Origin of the sequence: Winogradskya humida (assembly GCF_016862215.1) — a bacterium.
GTDB classification, from domain to species: domain Bacteria; phylum Actinomycetota; class Actinomycetes; order Mycobacteriales; family Micromonosporaceae; genus Actinoplanes; species Actinoplanes humidus.
On sequence record NZ_BOMN01000122.1, the window covers coordinates 88590 to 107310 of the forward strand.

The window sequence follows — 18721 nt, forward strand, 5'->3', positions numbered from 1 at the left end:
GAACGCCACAGCCGGGCCGGGCCGCAGACCTCAGAAGTCGTCGTCGAAGGAGACGCTTCCGGTCACTCCCACCTGGTACGCGGACACGCGCCGCTCGAAGAAGTTCGACAGCTCCTGGACGTCCTGCAGTTCCATGAACGCGAACGGGTTCCCGCTGCCGTACATCGGCTCGATCCCGAGCACCGCCAGCCGCCGGTCGGCGACGTGTTGCAGGTATTCGCGCATGTCCGGCAGCGACATGCCGCTGATGCCCTGGTCGAGCAGGTCGGCGGCGAACTGGACCTCGCACTCCACCGCTTCCGCGAGCATGTCGCGAACCTGCTGCTCCATCTCGGCGTCGAACAGGCCGGGTTCCTCGGCGCGGACGGTGTCGACCACGTCGAACGCGAACGCCATGTGCATCGACTCGTCGCGGAACACCCAGTTGGTGCCCGACGCCAGCCCCTGCAGGACGCCGCGGGAACGCAGGAAGTAGACGTACGCGAAGGCGCCGTAGAAGAACAGACCCTCGATGCACGCGGCGAAACAGATCACGTTGAGCAGGAACGCCCTGCGGTCCTCGCGGGTCTGCAGCGAGCGCATCTCGTAGATCGAGTCGATCCACTTGAAGCAGAATTCGGCCTTGCGCGCGATCGAGGGGATGTTCTCCACCGCCGAAAAGGCAGCCGTCCTTTCGGCGAGATCCGGGACGTACGTGTCGAGCAGGTTCAGATAGAACTGGACGTGTACGGCTTCCTCGAACAGCTGCCGCGACAGGTACAGCCTGCCCTCGGGCGAATTGACGTGCTGGTACAGGTTGAGCACGAGATTGTTCGCGACGATGGTGTCACCGGTCGCGAAGAAGGCGACCAGCCGCGACACGAGGTGCTGCTCGGCGGGTGACAGTTTCGCCAGGTCGGCGAGGTCGCCGTGCAGGTCGACCTCCTCCACGGTCCAGGTGTTCTTGATGGCGTCCTTGAACCGGTCGAAGAAATGCGGGTAACGCATCGGGCGCAGCGTCAGGTCCATGCCGGGGTCGAGCAGCATCTGCTGCCTGTCCGGGCCGGTGCTCTGAGAAGGAATGGTGGTCACTGGCAGGCCTCGCAGCTTTCGGGGTTTTCCAGGGAACAGGCCAGGGCTTCGGCGTCGGCGTCGGCCTGGGGGGCGATCGTCACGGCCGGCAGCACCGCGACGGTGGCCTGTTGAATGCGCGTCGCGGGGCGCGAGCGCAGGTAGTACGTCGTTTTCAGGCCGGCTTTCCAGGCGTAGAGGTACATCGAGGAGACCTTGCCGATGGTCGGCGCGCTCATGAACAGGTTCAGCGACTGTGACTGGTCGATGAACGCCGCCCGCGCGGCGGCCAGGTCGATGAGTGCCTTCTGCGGCAGTTCCCACGCGGTACGGAACAGTTCGCGGATGTCGGCGGGAAGTTCGGTGATGCCCTGCACGGATCCTTCGGCGCGCCGGATCTGCTCGCGAACGGGTGCGGTCCAGAGGCCACGGGCTTTCAGTTCGCGTACCAGATAGGTATTGATCTGCAGGAATTCGCCGGACATCGTTTCGCGCTTGAACAGGTTCGACACCTGCGGCTCGATGCACTCGTAACAGCCGGCGATCGACGCGATGGTCGCCGTCGGCGCGATCGCGATCAGCAGGGAGTTGCGCAGTCCGGTCGTTGCGACACGCTCTTTCAAAGTCGCCCAGCGCTCGGTCTGGCTGACGGCCGCACCCCACAGGTCGGGGTGCAGATCACCGCCGGCGGCACGGGTCTCCTGGTACGAAGGGTGCGGCCCGAACTGCTCGGCGAGGCCGGCCGACGCCTCCAGCGCGGTCAGGTAGATGTCCTCCTGCACGCGGGTGGACAGCTCTTTCGCCGCCGCGGAGTCGAACGGCAGGCCGAGCATGAAGAACGCGTCCTGCAGCCCCATCAGCCCCAGGCCGACGGGACGCCAGCGCGGGTTCGACGCCGCCGCCTGCTCCGCCGGGTAGTAGTTGATGTCGATGACCCGGTCCAGAAAGACAACTGCTGTGCGTACGGTTGCCCGCAGCTTTTCCCAATCGATGTCACCGTCGCGCAGATGGGCACCGAGGTTGATCGAGCCGAGGTTGCAGACCGCGGTTTCGTCGTCGGTGTTGACCTCGAGGATCTCGGTGCACAGGTTCGACAGATGAATGGTGTTGCCCGGCTTGCCCGTCTGGTTCGACAGGCGGTTCGACGGGTCCTTGAACGTCATCCAGCCGTTGCCGGTCTGCGCGAGGGTGCGCATCATCCGCCCGTACAGGTCGCGGGCCTTGACGGTCTTGACAGCGTTCTTCTCCGCGGCCCGATAAGCGAGATCGAACTCGTCGCCGAACAGATCGGGAAGCTCGGGCGCGTCGGACGGATCGATCAGCGACCAGTCGCCGTCGGCCTCGACCCGGCGCATGAACTCATCCGGGATCCAGTTCGCCAGATTGAGATTGTGCGTACGCCGGGAGTCCTCCCCGGTGTTGTCCCGCAGATCCAGGAATTCCTCGATGTCCGGGTGCCACGGCTCCAGATAGACACACGCGGCACCCTTACGCCGCCCGCCCTGATTGACCGCGGCCACCCCGGCGTCGAGCGTCTTCAGGAACGGGACGATGCCGTTAGATCTGCCGTTGGTGCCCCGGATCAGCGCGCCCCGGCCACGCACCCGCGACCACGAGATACCGATGCCGCCGGAGAATTTCGACAGCTTCGCGACCTGGTGATAGCGCTCGTAGATCGAGTCGAGTTCGTCGCGGGGCGAGTCGACCAGGAAACACGACGACATCTGGGTGTGCCTCGTGCCGGAATTGAACAGCGTCGGCGAACTCGGCAGATACGCCAGCGACGACATCAGCCTGTAGAAACCGATCGCCTCGTTCGCGGTCTGCGACAACCCGCACGCCACGCGCAGCAGCCAGTACTGCGGCGTCTCCACCACGAGTCGCGTGTCGGGATGGCGCAGCAGATAACGGTCGGCCACCGTACGCAGTCCGAAGTACTCGAACCGCAGATCCCCCGACGGGTCGATCGCGACGTCGAGTTTGCGGGCGTTGCGTGCCACGAATTCCGCGGTGCTGTCGCCGACAAGTCCCTGCTGGTGCGCGTACCGGATGGACTGGCTGAAACTTGCCACGCCCTGCCCGCGCACCTCTTTGTCCACAAAGGCGGCCAGCAGCCGCGCCGCCAGCTTCGAATACTGCGGTTCCTCACCGGTCAGTTCCGCCGCGGTCTGGATCGACAGCTTGTCGAGCTCCGCCGTGGTCGCCCCGTCGTAGAGCCCGCTGATCGTCTTGGTCGCCACCCGCAACGGGTCGACCTCGTCGAGGTCGGCGACCCACAGCTCCACCGCTTTGACGATCTTGTTCACGTCGACCGGCTCGGTGTCGCCGTTACGCTTGAGCACCCGCATCACTTGTTTTACCGGCACGAAAACTCTCTCCTCGCGAGCCCGTTGATCGTCGGACGCGCAGGAGGACGCCGCCGGCCGCCGTTCTCGCAAGGACGGCACACCGGCTGATGGCGTCGGCCGTCCCACGCGGCCTTCGACCGCCGCACACCGGTCGGTGCACGGCGCGCTGGCAGGTCTTCGGACTCGTGGGCGCGTCCATCCTGCCTACCGGCCGTCGCTTCCCGGACCATGACCGGTCCAGTGCTTGATGACGGCTTTCGTTCCCACTCACCGCTGCGGGGCAGTCCCGGTTTCGCACCGGGTTCCCTGTTGCCTCGACCGCCCAGGAAAGATCAACAAGACCAGGGACGGCCGAACCAGCTGCGATCAACACCATATATGGGTACGGCTCCGAATCCACAACACCAGATGCTGTGTACGGCGTGTCGCGGCGCACCGTCACCCGAAGCTCGCCGCAAGTAACGCCCCGGCCCGCCCCGATCCACCCTGGGGGTGGTGTAGAGACTAGTTGCGTCATGACTAGTATGAACGGGTGGATGAATTGGAGTTTCTCGGATCCCACGAGATCCGGGTGCGGCTCGGTGCCGTGAGCCGGCAGCGGATGTATCAGTTGACGCAGCGCAGTGACTTCCCCGCCGCGGTGGCGGATCTGGCCCAGGGCAAGATCTGGCGCGCCACCGACATCGAGACGTGGATCGAGACGTATCGCCCCGAGGACGCCGCCGACAAGGACGGGTGACCGATTTCGCACGGCGCCCGGCCCTGTAACGGGCCGGGCGTACCCGTACAGTGAGCGGCAGTGCTGGTTCACTCCGCTTCACGGTGGAGTGTCGTAAGAGGGAACCCGGTGAAATACCGGGACTGCCCCGCAGCGGTGAGTGGGAACGAAAGCCGTCAATGAGCACTGGGCCGCAACGGCCTGGGAAGCGACGGCCGGTAGGCAGGAATCACGCGCCCACGAGTCCGAAGACCTGCCCGCACCGCGTGCACATCCGTGCGCGCCGCCGACGGCCTCTCGGGAGGGCCCGGGCGAGACCGCGGCGCGCGTTTGCCGGCTGCGGCCTTCCCGTGCCCTCGTGTGACCCGTCGGGGACCTCGAGGGAAGGACACCATGACCACCACCACCTTCGGCCAGAGCACCGTGCTCGGCTATCCGCGCATCGGCGGCAACCGCGAGCTCAAGAAGGCCGTCGAGGCGTACTGGGCCGGGCGGATCGACGCCGCCGAGCTGGAGCGGACCGCGGCCCGGCTGCGCAGCGAGGTCTGGCTGACCCTGCGCAACGCCGATCTGGACGCCATCCCGTCCAACACGTTCTCGTACTACGACCACGTTCTCGACACCGCCGTCGCCGTCGGCGCGGTCCCCGAACGGTTCCGCCGGCTCGGACTGTCCGAGTTGGACACCTACTTCGCCATGGCGCGCGGGGTGGACGCCGAGCCGGCCCTCGAGCTGACCAAGTGGTTCGACACCAACTACCACTATCTCGTGCCGGAGATCGGGCCGGAAACGGTCTTCACCGCGGACCCCGCCAAAGCCCTCCAGGAGTACGCCGAAGCGCGCGCCCTGGATCTGCGTACCCGCCCGGTTCTGGTCGGACCGGCCACGTTCCTGCTGCTCGCCAAGCCCAGCATCCCCGGCTACGACCCGTTCGACCGTCTCGACGACCTCGTCACGGCCTACGCCGAGCTGCTCGGCGCGCTCGCCGACGCGGGAGTGGACTGGGTGCAGCTCGATGAGCCCGCCTACGTCGCCGACCGGATCCCCGCGGAGATCGACGCGCTGCGGGAGGCGTACGCCCGGCTGGGTGCCCTTGACCGGCGCCCGCAGATCTTCGTCGCCACGTACTTCGGTGAGCTGGGTGACGCCCTGCCCGCCCTGTTGGACACGCCGGTCGAAGCGCTCGGCCTGGACCTGGTGGCGGGCCCCGGCAACCTGCGGCGCCTCGCCGGTTCCGGTCCGCTGCGAGGCAGGACGATCGTGGCGGGGCTCGTCGACGGGCACAACGTCTGGCGTACCGATCTGGCCGCCGCCGTCACCGCCGGAGCCGTGGCCTACGGCCTGGCCGACCACCTCGCCGTCTCCACGTCCTGTTCCCTGCTGCACGTGCCGGTGGATCTGTCCGTCGAGACCCGTCTCGACCCGGCGCTGCGGGAACGCCTCGCGTTCGCCCGGCAGAAGGTCGACGAGGTCGTCCTGCTGAGCAGGGCCCTGCGCGACGGCACCGCCCACCTGCCCCGGCCACTGCCCGCACCACCGGCGAGCTGGCACAACACCGAGGTCCGGGCCCGGCTCGCCGCATTGTCCCACGCCGACCGCCGACGCTCCGGCTATCCGCTGAGGGCCGCCGCACAACAGGAACACCTCCGGCTGCCGGCGCTGCCCACGACCACGATCGGCTCGTTCCCGCAGACCGATGAGCTGCGCCGGGCCCGCGCCTCGCTACGCGCCGGCACCCTCGACGAGCCCGGTTACGAGCAGGTGATCCGCGACGAGATCTCACGCGTGATCCGGCTCCAGGAGGAACTCGGCCTGGACGTCCTGGTGCACGGCGAACCCGAACGCAACGACATGGTCCAGTACTTCGGCGAACAACTCGACGGCTTCGCCGCCACCGACCGCGGCTGGGTGCAGAGTTACGGCTCCCGGTGCGTACGCCCACCGATCATCCACGGCGACGTCGCCCGCAAGGCCCCGATGACCGTCGCGTGGTCCACCTACGCCCAGTCCCTCACCCCGAAACCGGTCAAGGGCATGCTCACCGGCCCGGTCACCATCCTGGCCTGGTCGTTCGTCCGCACCGACCAGCCACTCGCCGACACCGCCGACCAGGTCGCCCTCGCCCTGCGCGACGAGTGCCGCGACCTCGAAACAGCCGGCATCCGCGTGATCCAGGTCGACGAACCGGCCCTGCGCGAAACCCTCCCCCTGCGCAAGGCGGACCAGAAGGCCTACCTCGACTGGGCAATCGGAGCCTTCCGCCTGGCCACCAGCGGCATCGCCGACAGCACCCAGATCCACACCCACCTGTGCTACTCCGAATTCGGCGAGGTCATCACCGCCATCGACGCCCTCGACGCCGACGTCACCAGCATCGAAGCCTCCCGCTCCAAAATGGAAATCCTCCAGGACCTCCAATCCATCGGATACGCCCGAGGCGTCGGCCCCGGCATCTGGGACATCCACTCCCCCCGCATCCCCACGCAAACCGAACTCGCCACCGCCCTGCGCCACGCGGTAACCGCAGTCCCGGCCCAGCGCCTCTGGGTCAACCCGGACTGCGGCCTCAAAACCCGCACCTACCCCGAAGTCAAATCCACCCTCCAACACCTCACCGCAGCCGCCACCGAGATCCGCAACCACTGACCTTGCTCCCCCACCGGGCGGGCCTCCTCTTCCTCAGTTCGGGCCCGCCCGGCCCCATTCGGGCCATCCACGTGAAACGCCTTAAGATCGGTGTTCTGAGCCGGCGTGCTCAGCCGGCCCACAGCGTTGGCTACCGCCCGGGCAAGCGGACTCGGGAGAGAAATTGGCGCGTGCGATGACGCCGGGTGGATTCGTCACCGCGGCCCTGCGCGACAACCTGTTCCCGGGCGAGGCACGGTCGCTGGGCCGAGGCTGGGTGACCTGGGTCGCGGATGATCTCGAATACCGAGTCGTGGTCGACCACGCAGCTGCCCTGCAGTCGCTGGGCCGTGACGTGCTGTCGTTCGCCCGAAGCCGTCGTGAGCTCGCCCTGGTAATGATGTCATCCGCCGAAATCCGGCACGGAAACGTCGTCGCACGGCTCACGGCGGGTGACTGGCCTGGCCGGCTGGCACAGGCGCTGGTCATCGCGACCGATGTCGACGACCGGCAGCTGGCCGATACGATCCGGACGCTGACCAGGTCGCAGGGCGTACGGACCGTCGGCACCCCGCGCCCGAGGCACGGCCCAGATGTGGCGTAAACCGAACGCGACCGTCAGGATGCCCTGTACCTGGACCGCGTCGACCTTGAACAAGACGTCGAAGGTGAAGTCCGGTACTGGTTGACGCAGTTCAGCAGGGTTCTGGGCCGGACCGTCAGCCTTTGAAGGTGTCGTAGGCCGCGAGCAGGTGTTGCACGGCCTGGGCCGGGGTGAGGGTGCCGTCCAGGATGCGCTTCTCCGCCTCGGTGGTGGCGGCGCGGACCGCCGGGTCGGCGTGGAAGCGGGTCAGGACGGCGTCGTCCGCCATCGCTCGCATCCAGCCGATCTGTTGCCGGCGGCGGCGTTCCTGGAAGTCGCCGTTCTTCTCGCGGTGGTTGCGGTGCGCGGTCAGCTGCGCCCAGATCTCGGGTACGCCGGTGCCGTCCAGGCCACTGCAGGTGAGCACCGGAGTTGACCAGGTCTGCACGTCATCGTCGGCGCTGCCGCTGACCAGCCGGAGGGCGCCGGCGAGTTCGCGGGCGGCGCGCTGAGCTTCGGCGGCGTGGGGGCCGTCGGCTTTGTTGACGGCGATGACGTCGGCGAGTTCGAGGATGCCTTTTTTGATGCCCTGCAGCTGGTCGCCGGTGCGGGCCAGGGCCAGCAGCAGGAACGAGTCGACCATGTCGGCGACGGCTGTCTCGGACTGACCCACGCCGACCGTCTCCACGAGAACGACGTCGTAGCCGGCGGCTTCGACGATGACGATGGCCTCGCGAGTGGCTTTCGCAACGCCGCCGAGCGTGCCCGCGGTGGGCGAGGGCCGGACGTAGGCGTTCGGGTCGGCGGCCAGGCGGGCCATCCGGGTCTTGTCGCCGAGAATGCTGCCCCGCGTGCGCGTCGACGACGGGTCCACGGCCAGAACCGCAACGCGATGACCGGCCGCGGTCAGGTCACTCCCGAACGCGTCGATGAACGTCGACTTCCCCACGCCGGGCACACCACTGATGCCGATACGGTGCGACCTGCCCGCCGAGGAGCCCGCCGCAGGCAGCCACTCGGCTGGGTCGGACGGGGTCAGCAGGGTCAGCAGGCGTTGGGCGAGGGCTTGGTGGTCGGTGCGGGTGGATTCGACCAGGGTGATGGCGCGCGCGATCCACGCCGGAACGCGTGCGCGGACCCCAGCGGCCATTGCCTCGACGTCGATGGGGGGTGGGGGCATCAGGCGGGGGTGGGGTGGCCGAGGCGGGTGGAGAGGTCGGTGAGCAGGTTGAGGGCGGCGTCGGCGAGGACGGTGCCGGGGGCGAAGATGGCCGCGGCGCCGGCGGCTTGGAGGGCTTCGTAGTCCTGGGGTGGGATGACGCCGCCGGCGATGATCATGATGTCGGGGCGGCCCTGGGCGGCTAGTTCGTCGCGGAGGGCGGGGACGAGGGTGAGGTGGCCGGCGGCGAGAGAGTTGACGCCGACGATGTGGGCGTCGGCTTCGATGGCCTGGCGGGCGACCTCGGCGGGGGTGGCGAACAGGGGGCCGACGTCGACGTCGAAGCCGAGGTCGGCGAAGGCGGTGGCGACGACCTTCTGGCCGCGGTCGTGGCCGTCCTGGCCCATCTTGGCGACCAGGATCCGCGGCTGGCGGCCCTCGGCCTCGGCGAACGCGGCGGCGGCGGCACGCGCCCGGTCGATGTTGGCCACCTGGCCGGCCTCCTTGCGGTACACCCCGGAAATGGTACGGATCCGAGCGGTGTGCCGCCCGTAGACCTTCTCCAGCGCGTCGGAGATCTCCCCCACGGTCGCCTTGGCCCGGGCAGCGTCGACGGCCAGCGCGAGCAGGTTGCCGTCACCGGCCGAGGCCCCGGGAAGAACGGTGCCGGCCGCCCGGGTGAGGGCGTCGAGCGCGGAACGGCACGCCGCCTCGTCACGTTCGGCGCGCAGGCGGCGCAGCTTCTCGACCTGGCCTGCGCGCACCGCGACGTTGTCGACCTTGAGCACGTCGATGGGTTCGTCGGCGTCCGGCCGGTATTTGTTCACGCCGATGACCGTCTGCCGGCCGGAGTCGATGCGGGCCTGCGTACGGGCGGCGGCCTCCTCGATGCGCATCTTCGGGATGCCCTCCTCGATCGCCCGCGCCATGCCACCGGCGGCCTCGACCTCGGCGATGTGCTCCCAGGCCCGCGCGGCGAGGTCATGCGTGAGCCGTTCCACGTATGCGCTGCCACCCCACGGGTCGACCGCACGAGTGGTCCCCGACTCCTGCTGCAAGAACAGCTGCGTATTCCGGGCGATCCGCGCCGAGAAATCCGTCGGCAACGCCAGCGCCTCATCGAGGGCATTGGTGTGCAACGACTGCGTGTGCCCCTGCGTCGCCGCCATCGCCTCGACACACGTACGCATCACGTTGTTATAGACATCCTGCGCGGTCAACGACCAACCGGATGTCTGCGAATGCGCACGCAAACTCAACGACCGCGGGTCCTTCGGCCCGAACTCGCGCACAAGTTTCGCCCACAGCAACCGCCCCGCGCGCAGCTTGGCGACCTCCATGAAAAAGTTCATCCCGATCGCCCAGAAGAACGACAACCGGGGCGCGAACGCATCGATGTCGAGCCCCGCCGCCCGCCCGGCACGCAGATACTCCACCCCATCAGCCAGGGTGTACGCGAGCTCGAGGTCAGCAGTCGCCCCCGCCTCCTGGATGTGGTACCCGGAGATCGAGATCGAGTTGAACCGCGGCATCCGCTGCGACGTGTACGCGAAGATGTCGGAGATGATCCGCATCGACGGCGCCGGTGGATAAATGTACGTGTTCCGAACCATGAATTCTTTGAGAATGTCGTTCTGAATCGTGCCCGACAGTTTCTCCGGCGGGACGCCCTGCTCCTCACCGGCGACAATGTAGAGCGCGAGAATCGGCAGCACCGCACCGTTCATCGTCATCGACACACTCATCCGATCGAGCGGAATCCCCTCGAACAGCTGCCGCATGTCGTAAATGGAGTCGATCGCCACCCCGGCCATGCCGACGTCACCGGTGACCCGCGGATGATCGGAGTCATAACCACGGTGCGTGGGCAGGTCGAACGCGACCGACAACCCCTTCTGCCCGCCGGCCAGGTTTCGGCGGTAGAACGCGTTCGACTCCTCAGCTGTGGAAAACCCCGCGTACTGGCGGATCGTCCACGGCTGGTTGACGTACATCGTCGGGTACGGGCCACGCACGTACGGCGCGACGCCGGGAAACGTACCCAGAAAGTCGAGGCCTTCCAGGTCAGCGCCGGTGAACAGCGGCGGCACCGCGATCCCCTCGGGCGTGTGCCAGAGAAGCTCCCCGGCGTCCCGCCCGGTCTCGGCCCGCACGGCATCACGCCAGGAGTCGAAGGACGGCGACGCCTCGGGCGCCGTCAGCTCCGCTGTGGAAAAGTCGGGAATCACTCGGGAACCCCCAGGTCGGCGAGCGTCGCGGTCAGCGCGGCGACGGCGTCACATCCGGTGTAGACGTACCTGTCGATGCCGGAAAAATCACCGCGGCCGGCCAGGATCACGCGCTGCGTCCCGGCCGCACGCAGCTCAGTGGTCAGATCAACAGCCTGCTCCGCGTACGCCTTGTCGGGCCCGCACAAGCACACCACCGGGCCCGGGGACGACGTCACCGCGATCCCCCCGGCGGCGAACAGGTTCGTCGCGAAGGTGACACGCGGCCCGGACGCCGCGGGTGAACCGAGCGTGACCAGCGAAACCGTGGGACGGCTGCCGGTCTCGGCCAGATAGGCGTCGCTGCGGTCGCGGAGTCGCTCGAACGCCTCCGCGTACCGGTGGCGGGGCAGTCCACCACCCACGGGAGCGGCGGCGGGGCGGCGTTCGGGGACCCGTTCGGCCAGATTCGGGAACTCGCTCACGCCGGTGATCGGGTCACGGCGGTGCGCGAGGTTGCTCTCCCGCCGCTGCCAGGTCGCGGCGAGCCGGTCGGCGACGAGGCCGCTGCCGAGCGCGGCGGCGATGCCCCCGGCCTGCTCGATGCCGGTGAACCACTCCCATGCGGCCCGCGCCAGCTCGTCGGTGCAGTTCTCGACGTACCAGGACCCACCGGCCGGGTCGATCACCCTCGCCACGTGGGCTTCCTCGACGAGCAGGGTCTGCGTGTTGCGGGCGAGGCGCCGCGAGAACCCGTCGGGACGCCCGAGCCCGTGGTCGAACGGCAGCACGGTCACGGCGTCCGCCCCGCCCACCCCCGCGGCGAACGCGGCGATCGTGGTGCGCAGCAGGTTCACCCAGGGATCCCGGGCGGTCATCATCGCCGCCGACGTCACCGCGTGCTGACGCTGCCCACCGGCGTCGGGCGCCCCGGACAGCTCCGCGATCCTGGCCCAGATCCGGCGCGCGGCCCGCAGCTTGGCGATCGTCGCGAACTGGTCGGCCGTCGCGGCGTACCGGAACTCGAGCTGGCTCAACGCGGCCTCGACCGGCAGACCAGCGTCGGTGAGCGCACGAAGATAGGCGACCCCCGCCGCGGCGGCACACCCCAGCTCCTCGGCATCCGACCCGCCGGCGTCGTGATAGACGGTCGCGTCGATGGTGACAGCCCGGATCCCCGGCGCCTCAGCAACACACCGTCCCGCCAGCGCCGCGGCCGAACCCAGGCCAGTTCCGGCCAACGAGCCGGTGCGGGCCAGCCGGCCCAGGGGATCCGCGCCGAGTCCACCACGGACCTGCCGGGGATCGACACCACGGGCGGCCAGCAGGTCGAACCAGGCGTCACCCGCGGCGGCGAAGTCCTTTCCGGGGTCGAGCACCACCGCGGCCAGGTCGAGGTAGACCCCGTCGAGCGCTTCCGGCAGCGCGTCGAACGGCAGCGCGTCGTCGCCCACGGACAGCCAGATCGAGGTCGCGCCGTTCTCGAGGTCGCCGAGGATGGCCTCGCGGGTCTCTTTCGGGTCCTCGCCGGTGTGCCGTTGCCGCACGTCCCAGCCGCCGTCGAGCCCGCCCGACGCGCGAGCCCCCCGCACGAACGGCCGCTGCCCGGGCAAACCGGTCGGCCCCGCCGGCGCGCTGTCCGGCGTGTGCAGGGCCGCGATCGACGGGCCGTCGTACGTGGTGGTGGCGAGCAGCTCGTCCACCTGCTCCAGAGCCGTGTCCTCGGTCGCCGCCCCGGACTTGCGCAGCGCGGCGAGCGCCAGCTTCCGCCACTGTTCGACGGTGGCAGGGGGAAAGTCCGCCCCCAGCGTGAGTTCATCACCCGGTGCGGTCATGGACTGCCCTCCCCCATCAACAAGCCCGCCCTCTCGTGCTCCACCAGCATCACGGTCCAGCAACGTCGCTCCCGGACAGCATCCTCCTGTCCACGGTACGTACCGGACAACCCCTACCTTTGAGCGGTCGCACACCCCTACCCGATCGGCCCAGTTCTCGTCCGGCGTCGACCGCTCCCAGGCGTCGAGCGGGCTCAGCAGTTGCACGAGGCCGGCGGGCGTGGCCGGGCAGTTGCCAAGATCACTTCAGTTGCCCAGGTCACGCTGTCGCCAAGGAGTTGCAATAGAGTAGGTTCCTGCTTGGTACAGCTACTCCCTGGGAAGAAGGCGCATGGCCGGCACCCGCTTGTCCCGCTTCCGGCAGAGCCTGACCCGCGAGGACCGGCGCTCGCTGGCCGGTATGGCGGGGTTCATCGTGCTGCTGCACGTGGCCGGGTTCGCGATCCTGTTCGGGCTGGTCGTGCCCAGGCACTTTCACCTCGGCGGCGACCATCCCGTCTTCACGGTCGGCGTCGGGGTGCTCGCCTACACGTTCGGGCTGCGGCACGCGTTCGACGCCGATCACATCGCGGCGGTGGACAACACCACCCGCAAACTGATGCAGGAGAACGTACGCAAGCCGCTGTCGGTCGGTTTCTGGTTCTCCCTCGGCCACTCGACGATCGTGTTCACGCTGTCGTTCCTGCTGTCGGCCGGCGTGAAGGCGCTCGCCGGTCAGGTGTCGGACGGCGAGTCGGGCCTGCACTCGGTGACCGGCGTCATCGGCGCGTCGGTCTCCGGCGTGTTCCTCTGGGTCCTCGGCATCCTGAACCTCGTCGTGCTGCTCGGCATCATCCGCGTCTTCCGCCGGATGCGCAGCGGCCGCTTCGACGAGCAGGAGCTCGAGGACCAGCTCAACAAGCGCGGCTTCATGAACCGCATCCTCGGCGGCCTCACCCGGTCGGTACGCAAACCGTGGCACATCTACCCCATCGGCGTACTCTTCGGCCTCGGTTTCGACACCGCCACCGAGGTCGGCCTGCTCGTGCTCGCCGGGGGTGCCGCCGCCTTCGCCCTGCCGTTCTACTCGATCCTCGTGCTGCCGATCCTGTTCGCCGCCGGCATGTGCCTGATGGACACCGTCGACGGCGTGTTCATGAACGCCGCGTACGGCTGGGCGTTCGCGAAACCGGTCCGCAAGGTCTTCTACAACATCACCATCACGTCCATCTCCGTGGCGGTGGCCCTGGTCATCGGCACGATCGAGCTGATCGGCGTCCTCGACGACCAGGCCCACATCACCACCGGCCCGCTCGCGGCGATCGGTGACATCCCGCTCGACTACGCCGGGTACGCCATCGTCGGACTCTTCGTGCTCGCCTGGATCGCCGCCATCGCGATCTGGCGGTTCGGGCACATCGAACAGCGCTGGTCCGCAAATCTGACCCCAGCGAGCAGCGGCCTGACCCCAGCCAACAGCGGCGTGACCCCAGCCGACGGCGACCTGGCCCCGGTGAGCAGCGAGTAGCCGGGAACCATTCGGCGGCCCCGGGCGACCAATGATGCGAGTCACAGCCGACCCATCATCCCCGAGGTGCCGATGTCCACGACCGCAACACAGACCGAAGCCCCACCCTTACCGCGCCAGCGCCCCACGCCCACGCGAAGCTTCGGCCCGCTGCTGTTGCGCCTGCACTTCTACGCAGGGATCGTCGTCGCGCCGTTCCTGCTGGTCGCGGCGCTGACCGGGCTCGCATACGCATTCGCACCGCAGATGGAACGCGCGGTCTACGCCGACGAGCTCACCGTCTCGGACCCGGGCACCGCGACCAGGCCGCTGGCCGAGCAGATCGCGGCGGCCCGCGCCACCCACCCCCAGGGCGACCCGATTCTGGTACGCCCGGGCGACGGCGACACGACCACCCAGGTCGACTTCACGTCCCCGGAGCTCGACGAGGAACACTCCCACACGGTGTACGTGAACCCGTACACCGCAGCGGTGACCGGGCAGCTGACCACCTGGTTCGCCACCACCCCGTTCAAGACCTGGCTCGACGACCTGCACCGCAACCTGCACCTCGGCGACACGGGCCGCTACTACTCCGAGTTCGCGGCCAGCTGGCTCAGCGTCATCGCCCTCGGCGGCCTCGCCCTCTGGTGGCGCCGCCAGCGCGGCCGCAAACTGCTCACCCCCGACCTCACCGCCAAGAAGGGGGTACGCCGTACGCGCAGCTGGCACGCCGCCACCGGCGTCTGGCTCACCGTCGGCCTGCTCCTGCTCTCCGCCACCGGCCTGACCTGGTCCCGCTACGCCGGCGGTAACTTCTCCGCGGCCCTCGACTCCCTGAAGTCGGGCACCCCGTCGGTGGCCACCGAGCTGACCGCCGGAGCCGCAGCGGCACCCGCCCCCAGCCACCACGGCGGTGCGGCCCCGGCCCCGGCAGCGGGCACCGCCGACCCGGCAGCCGCCGACGCCGTCCTGAAAGCCGCCCGCGACAACGGCATCGACGGCCCGGTCGAACTCGCCGTCCCCGCCGACACCACCACCGCCTGGACGGTCACCCAGACCCGCAACCTGTGGCCGGTCGGCCGGGACAGCGTCGCCGTCGACCCCGCCACGGCCAAGGTCACCGATCGCGTCAACTTCGCCGACTGGCCCGTCCTGTCCAAGCTCACCCGCTGGGGCATCAACGCCCACATGGGAACCCTGTTCGGCGTCGTCAACCAGCTTCTGCTCGCCGCCCTCGCCATCGGCCTGATCTGCGTCATCGTCTGGGGCTACCGCATGTGGTGGCAACGCCGCCCCACCCGCACCGACCGCCGGGCCCTGGCAGGCGCCCCGCCCGCCCGGGGCGCCTGGCAGCAACTGCCCACGTGGGGCATCATCGCCGGCGTCCCCGTGGTGTTCGCCCTGGGCTGGGCGCTGCCGCTGTTCGGCATCCCGCTGGCCGCGTTCCTGGTGGCCGACGTCATCATCGGCGCGCTCCGCAACCGGACAGGCAGTCCACGCCCACCCGCCCCGGTCTCGCCCGCACCTGCGGGAAGCTGACCGCCCCGGTCCTGGTGAGGCCGCCCGCGGAACGTCAGGCCGCCCGCGGAACCCGGGGAGCGGGGAACCGCGGGCGGCCCACCAGCGACTACCCCACCATGAGATCCGAGGGGTACGACCCCCCGTCACCGACGACCGGCACCCGCTACTGCCGGGGCCGACGCTCCCGCCGGGCCGTTCCCCGCGCCGTCCTGACCGTCCGGCACAGCGCTGACGGGCTGGTGCTGAACCGGGAACGCACCGCCGCGGTGCCGCCGCCCGCGCCCAGGTCGTGGCGCGGGCCGCTGGCTTTTGCCGCGGCTCTGGCCGCACTCACCGTCAGCGTCACCCTCCTGGTGACTGGTCCCTGGGTGGGCGCCGCCGCGGAGAAGGGGCCGTGCCCGGCGCGGACGTCGGCGGCTGCCTACGCGGGCGGGCGTGAGCTGCTGGTACGCGCCGAGCCCGCGCACGGCGGCATCGCCCTCCTGCACCTGTGCGCCGATCCGGCGATCGGGCCGGTACGCACGTGGGCCCTGAGCATCGACGGCCGGCCCGTCGCCGTCCAGCCGGTCGCGGGAAGCACAGCCCTCGCCGCCGCTCCCCTGCCGACCGGCCGGCACATCGGCATCACCGTCGCGGTCGTCCCTCGGACGGGCCTGCCACTCACGTTCACCACGCGAATGCCGCCGGGCTGATCCTCCGGCCAACCCGCCGCCGCACTCACGGCCGCCTCCGCGGGGTGACCGCCGCGGCCACGTTCGCCGCGGCAGCAGCCGCAGCAGCCGCACTCGCGGCAGCAGCCACAGCCACAGCCACAGCAGCCACAGCCACAGCCACAGCCGCCGTCGCACTCGCCGGAGTCACACCGGTCAGGGCTGGATCGCCCGTTGGGCAGTTGCGCGCCGCCGGGCGGAGAGAACCAGGAACAGCGCGATCGCCGCGAGGGTCACCCCCGCCGCGCCCACGCCGATCAGCGCGCCCGTGGGAACGCCCCCGGAGCCGGGCTCCGATGCGACCGCGCCGCCGGACGGGGCGACCGTGGCCGTGGCCGCGGGCAGGGCGGGGTCGGCGACCGTGAAGGGATATGAGCCCTGCACCGTGTGGCCGTCGACCGAGACGACCCGGTAGGCCACTGTGTACGGGCCGTTGGTGAGGGGCTGGGTGAGGGTGAGCGTGCCGGTGGCCGAGTCGATGGCCGGGGGTGCTGCGGGCATGCGTTGCCTGGCCGCGTTGCTGAGCACGATGGTGGTGAAGCCGGGGTTGAGGCGTTCGGTGAATGTCAGGGTGATCGCGGTGGGTGCCGTGGTGAGGGTGGCGTCCTTGGGCGGCGTGGAGGCGATCATCTGGGCGTGGGCCCAGGCCGGGGTGGCCGGCAGCAGCACGACGAGGACAGCGGCGAGGGCGGCGGCGACTTTTTTCATGCCAGGACCTGCTCGCCGATCCAGCCGCCCTCGCGACAGCCGGGCGGGACGGCGAAGACAGCCGAGCCGATCGGGGTGATCCATTCGTTCAGCAGGTCCTTGTCCGCGAGGCGTTGCTGGATGGGTACGAACTGGCGGGCGATGTCGCGCTGGAACGCCGCGAAGATCAGGCCCGCGTCGGGATGGCCCAGAGCGTTCGGCACGCCGTCATAGTTGTACGGGCGCCGCAGGATCTTCATCGCCGGGTCGGTGACGTGCGCGCGGGTGACGTGGGAGAAGTCCGGGATCTTCGGCAGGCCTGCGTCGTCGAGGGCGGTGAAGTCGGGTTCGTCGTGCTCGTCCGTGCCGCTGAGCGGGGCGCCCGTGGCCATCCGGCGGCCCACGGCGTTCTCCTTGTCGGTGACCGAGAGGAGATCCCATTTTTCGATCTCCGCGCGGATCCGGCGCACGACCAGCTGGGTCGAGCCGTCCGCGTTCCAGACCGCCGGGTCGATCGCGGGGCCGCGCGGGTTGGCGGTGCCGTCGAGCTGGCCGAGGACGTTGCGCTGGGTGTGTTCCGGGGACTGGACGCCGGGGCTGCGCCGGAAGCCCTGCTGGACCCAGCGGACCGCGGCGAACGGGCGGGCGTCCTTGATGAGCATCCGCTGGGTGTGCGTGACGGTCAGCGGGTCGTCGGCGCAGATCTGCAGCAGCAGGTCGCCGCCGGACCACCGTTTGTCGAGGCGGTCGATCGCGAACGCGGGCAGCTCGGCGACCGGGGATCGCTGCCCGGCCACGGCGTAGAGGCCGGGGCCGAAACCGAACGTCACGGTGAGCCGGGCGGGCAGCACCGCGAGGGTGGCGTCGGTGTCGCCGAGCGCGGGCTCCCCCTGGGTCAGGCGCGCCGCGTCATCGGTGAGCAGGCGCATCATCCGGGCGACCGCGCGCTTGTCGGTGCCCCCGGCCAGGGTGAAGGCCACGAAAGCGGCGTGCGCGGGCGGGTCCTGGGCCACACCGGCCTGCCGGGCGCCGTAGAAGGGGACAGTCGCCGTACCCGTGTCCGGGCCGGCAGCCTGGACGGGCGTCTCGCGGTCGGTAGTCACGACGGCGGCGGCAACGGCGCCGAGGCCGGCGACCGCGCCCCCGGCGAGCAGGCGCCGCCGGCTCACCGGGGAGGGTCGGGAGGTCACGGGGCAGTGCTCCCCATCGGCATGGCGGAAGCGGGGGCGGACCCGGGCATGGCCATGCCCGGGTCGTAGCTCTCGCCGGCGCCGGCGAAGGGCTTGGCGATCGCGGTGAACGGGACCGTCGAGCCGTCGGCGAGCTTCAGGGTGAACGAGACCTCGTCGCCGGCCTCGATCGCCGCGGCGGGCTTCATCAGCATCAGGTGGTCGCCACCGGGGTTGAGCTCGTGGGTGCTCCGGGCCTTGATGACAAAGCCCCCCTGCTTGGGCTGCATGACCATCTTGCCGTCCTTCATGGTCATCTCGTGCAGCTCCATCGGCGAGGCCGGTGACTCCGCGCTCGTGATGGTGATGTCGGCGCCGGTGTCGTTGACCAGGACGCCGAACGCCGCGGTCATGGTCCCGGCGGTGGCGGCCTTGACCCACGGGTCCTTCACGGTCAGCGTCGCCGCCACAGTGGACGGGCCCGGGGCCGGAGTCGCGCCGGAGGAGGAGTCGCCGCCGCAGCCGGCGAGTCCCAGGGTGGCGAGGACACCGGCCAGCACGGTCACGGACAGCGTACGGCGGCGAATCGAGGGGTTTCGCATGATATCCGTTCGTTGAAG

Annotated in this window: 14 protein-coding genes and 2 riboswitches; of the genes, 6 read left to right on the forward strand and 8 right to left on the reverse strand. The window is 69.7% G+C overall.

The window, feature by feature from the left end; all coding sequences use genetic code 11:
- Window positions 1-30: 30 nt before the first annotated feature.
- Both Ahu01nite_RS42580 and Ahu01nite_RS42585 read right to left on the reverse strand, forming a co-directional pair.
- Window positions 31-1026: a ribonucleotide-diphosphate reductase subunit beta gene (locus Ahu01nite_RS42580; protein WP_203842483.1), complete on the reverse strand. Its 996-nt coding sequence runs from the start codon at window positions 1024-1026 to the stop codon at window positions 31-33.
- A 41-nt stretch (window positions 1027-1067) separates the two neighbouring features.
- Window positions 1068-3398 carry a ribonucleoside-diphosphate reductase subunit alpha gene (locus Ahu01nite_RS42585; RefSeq protein WP_203842484.1) on the reverse strand — a complete coding sequence of 777 codons (2331 nt, stop codon included), beginning with the start codon at window positions 3396-3398 and terminating at the stop codon, window positions 1068-1070.
- A gap of 151 nt (window positions 3399-3549) precedes the next feature.
- A riboswitch (cobalamin riboswitch) is annotated at window positions 3550-3759 on the reverse strand.
- A 171-nt stretch (window positions 3760-3930) separates the two neighbouring features.
- Between Ahu01nite_RS42585 and Ahu01nite_RS42590 the strand changes: the two genes are divergently transcribed.
- The 3 genes from Ahu01nite_RS42590 (at window position 3931) to Ahu01nite_RS42600 (ending at window position 7345) form a co-directional block, all read left to right on the forward strand.
- Window positions 3931-4137: a helix-turn-helix transcriptional regulator gene (locus tag Ahu01nite_RS42590; RefSeq protein WP_239159589.1), complete on the forward strand. Its 207-nt coding sequence runs from the start codon at window positions 3931-3933 to the stop codon at window positions 4135-4137.
- Window positions 4138-4184: 47 nt separating this feature from the next.
- Window positions 4185-4391: riboswitch (cobalamin riboswitch) on the forward strand.
- A gap of 118 nt (window positions 4392-4509) precedes the next feature.
- Window positions 4510-6762: a 5-methyltetrahydropteroyltriglutamate--homocysteine S-methyltransferase gene (gene metE, locus Ahu01nite_RS42595; RefSeq protein WP_203842459.1), complete on the forward strand. Its 2253-nt coding sequence runs from the start codon at window positions 4510-4512 to the stop codon at window positions 6760-6762.
- 163 nt (window positions 6763-6925) lie between these two features.
- Complete coding sequence (locus Ahu01nite_RS42600; protein WP_203842460.1) at window positions 6926-7345, forward strand: hypothetical protein; 420 nt, start codon at window positions 6926-6928, stop codon at window positions 7343-7345.
- Window positions 7346-7460: 115 nt separating this feature from the next.
- Here the strand turns inward: Ahu01nite_RS42600 and meaB are convergent, their stop codons facing one another.
- From meaB to Ahu01nite_RS42615, 3 genes are read right to left on the reverse strand one after another with little or no spacing between them, the layout of a single operon-like run.
- Complete coding sequence (gene meaB / locus Ahu01nite_RS42605; RefSeq protein ID WP_203842461.1) at window positions 7461-8504, reverse strand: methylmalonyl Co-A mutase-associated GTPase MeaB; 1044 nt, start codon at window positions 8502-8504, stop codon at window positions 7461-7463.
- The gene (gene scpA / locus Ahu01nite_RS42610) at window positions 8504-10711 is read right to left on the reverse strand and encodes a methylmalonyl-CoA mutase (protein ID WP_203842462.1); all 2208 of its coding nucleotides are present in this window, start codon (window positions 10709-10711) and stop codon (window positions 8504-8506) included. Before scpA ends, meaB begins: the two co-directional genes overlap by 1 nt.
- Window positions 10708-12525 carry a methylmalonyl-CoA mutase subunit beta gene (locus Ahu01nite_RS42615; RefSeq protein WP_203842463.1) on the reverse strand — a complete coding sequence of 606 codons (1818 nt, stop codon included), beginning with the start codon at window positions 12523-12525 and terminating at the stop codon, window positions 10708-10710. Before Ahu01nite_RS42615 ends, scpA begins: the two co-directional genes overlap by 4 nt.
- A gap of 331 nt (window positions 12526-12856) precedes the next feature.
- On the opposite strand from Ahu01nite_RS42615, the gene nicT reads away from it, so the two are divergent.
- The 3 genes from nicT to Ahu01nite_RS42630 all read left to right on the forward strand — a co-directional run bounded on the left by nicT (window position 12857) and on the right by Ahu01nite_RS42630 (window position 16227).
- Window positions 12857-14032: a Nickel transporter NicT gene (gene nicT, locus Ahu01nite_RS42620; protein WP_203842464.1), complete on the forward strand. Its 1176-nt coding sequence runs from the start codon at window positions 12857-12859 to the stop codon at window positions 14030-14032.
- A gap of 72 nt (window positions 14033-14104) precedes the next feature.
- Window positions 14105-15553, forward strand: a complete 1449-nt coding sequence (locus tag Ahu01nite_RS42625) for a PepSY-associated TM helix domain-containing protein (RefSeq protein WP_203842486.1) — start codon at window positions 14105-14107, stop codon at window positions 15551-15553.
- Between the two features lie 98 nt (window positions 15554-15651).
- Entirely contained in the window at window positions 15652-16227 is a 576-nt protein-coding gene (locus Ahu01nite_RS42630; protein WP_203842465.1) for a hypothetical protein, read from the forward strand.
- Between the two features lie 174 nt (window positions 16228-16401).
- On the opposite strand, the gene Ahu01nite_RS42635 is transcribed toward Ahu01nite_RS42630, so the two are convergent.
- The 3 genes from Ahu01nite_RS42635 to Ahu01nite_RS42645 are packed head-to-tail and all read right to left on the reverse strand — an operon-like array spanning window position 16402 to window position 18703.
- A complete protein-coding gene (locus Ahu01nite_RS42635; protein WP_203842466.1) occupies window positions 16402-16953 on the reverse strand; it encodes a copper resistance CopC family protein in 552 nt (183 codons plus the stop codon).
- On the reverse strand, window positions 16950-18101 hold the full coding sequence (locus tag Ahu01nite_RS42640; protein ID WP_203842487.1) for a Dyp-type peroxidase: 1152 nt from the start codon (window positions 18099-18101) through the stop codon (window positions 16950-16952). The genes Ahu01nite_RS42635 and Ahu01nite_RS42640 overlap by 4 nt, the downstream gene beginning before the upstream one ends.
- A gap of 17 nt (window positions 18102-18118) precedes the next feature.
- Complete coding sequence (locus Ahu01nite_RS42645) at window positions 18119-18703, reverse strand: copper chaperone PCu(A)C (protein WP_203842467.1); 585 nt, start codon at window positions 18701-18703, stop codon at window positions 18119-18121.
- Between the last annotated feature and the right edge of the window lie 18 nt (window positions 18704-18721).

Excerpts from the sequence above, each read along its gene's own strand:
- Ahu01nite_RS42645 (WP_203842467.1), bottom strand. The coding sequence starts at position 18,703 with ATGCGAAACCCCTCGATTCGCCGCCGTACGCTGTCCGTGACCGTGCTG.
- Ahu01nite_RS42580 (WP_203842483.1), bottom strand. The coding sequence starts at position 1,026 with ATGCTGCTCGACCCCGGCATGGACCTGACGCTGCGCCCGATGCGTTAC.
- Ahu01nite_RS42635 (WP_203842466.1), bottom strand. The coding sequence starts at position 16,953 with ATGAAAAAAGTCGCCGCCGCCCTCGCCGCTGTCCTCGTCGTGCTGCTG.
- meaB (WP_203842461.1), bottom strand. The coding sequence starts at position 8,504 with ATGCCCCCACCCCCCATCGACGTCGAGGCAATGGCCGCTGGGGTCCGC.
- Ahu01nite_RS42625 (WP_203842486.1), top strand. The coding sequence starts at position 14,105 with ATGTCCACGACCGCAACACAGACCGAAGCCCCACCCTTACCGCGCCAG.
- nicT (WP_203842464.1), top strand. The coding sequence starts at position 12,857 with ATGGCCGGCACCCGCTTGTCCCGCTTCCGGCAGAGCCTGACCCGCGAG.
- Ahu01nite_RS42615 (WP_203842463.1), bottom strand. The coding sequence starts at position 12,525 with ATGACCGCACCGGGTGATGAACTCACGCTGGGGGCGGACTTTCCCCCT.
- metE (WP_203842459.1), top strand. The coding sequence starts at position 4,510 with ATGACCACCACCACCTTCGGCCAGAGCACCGTGCTCGGCTATCCGCGC.
- Ahu01nite_RS42630 (WP_203842465.1), top strand. The coding sequence starts at position 15,652 with ATGAGATCCGAGGGGTACGACCCCCCGTCACCGACGACCGGCACCCGC.
- Ahu01nite_RS42585 (WP_203842484.1), bottom strand. The coding sequence starts at position 3,398 with ATGCGGGTGCTCAAGCGTAACGGCGACACCGAGCCGGTCGACGTGAAC.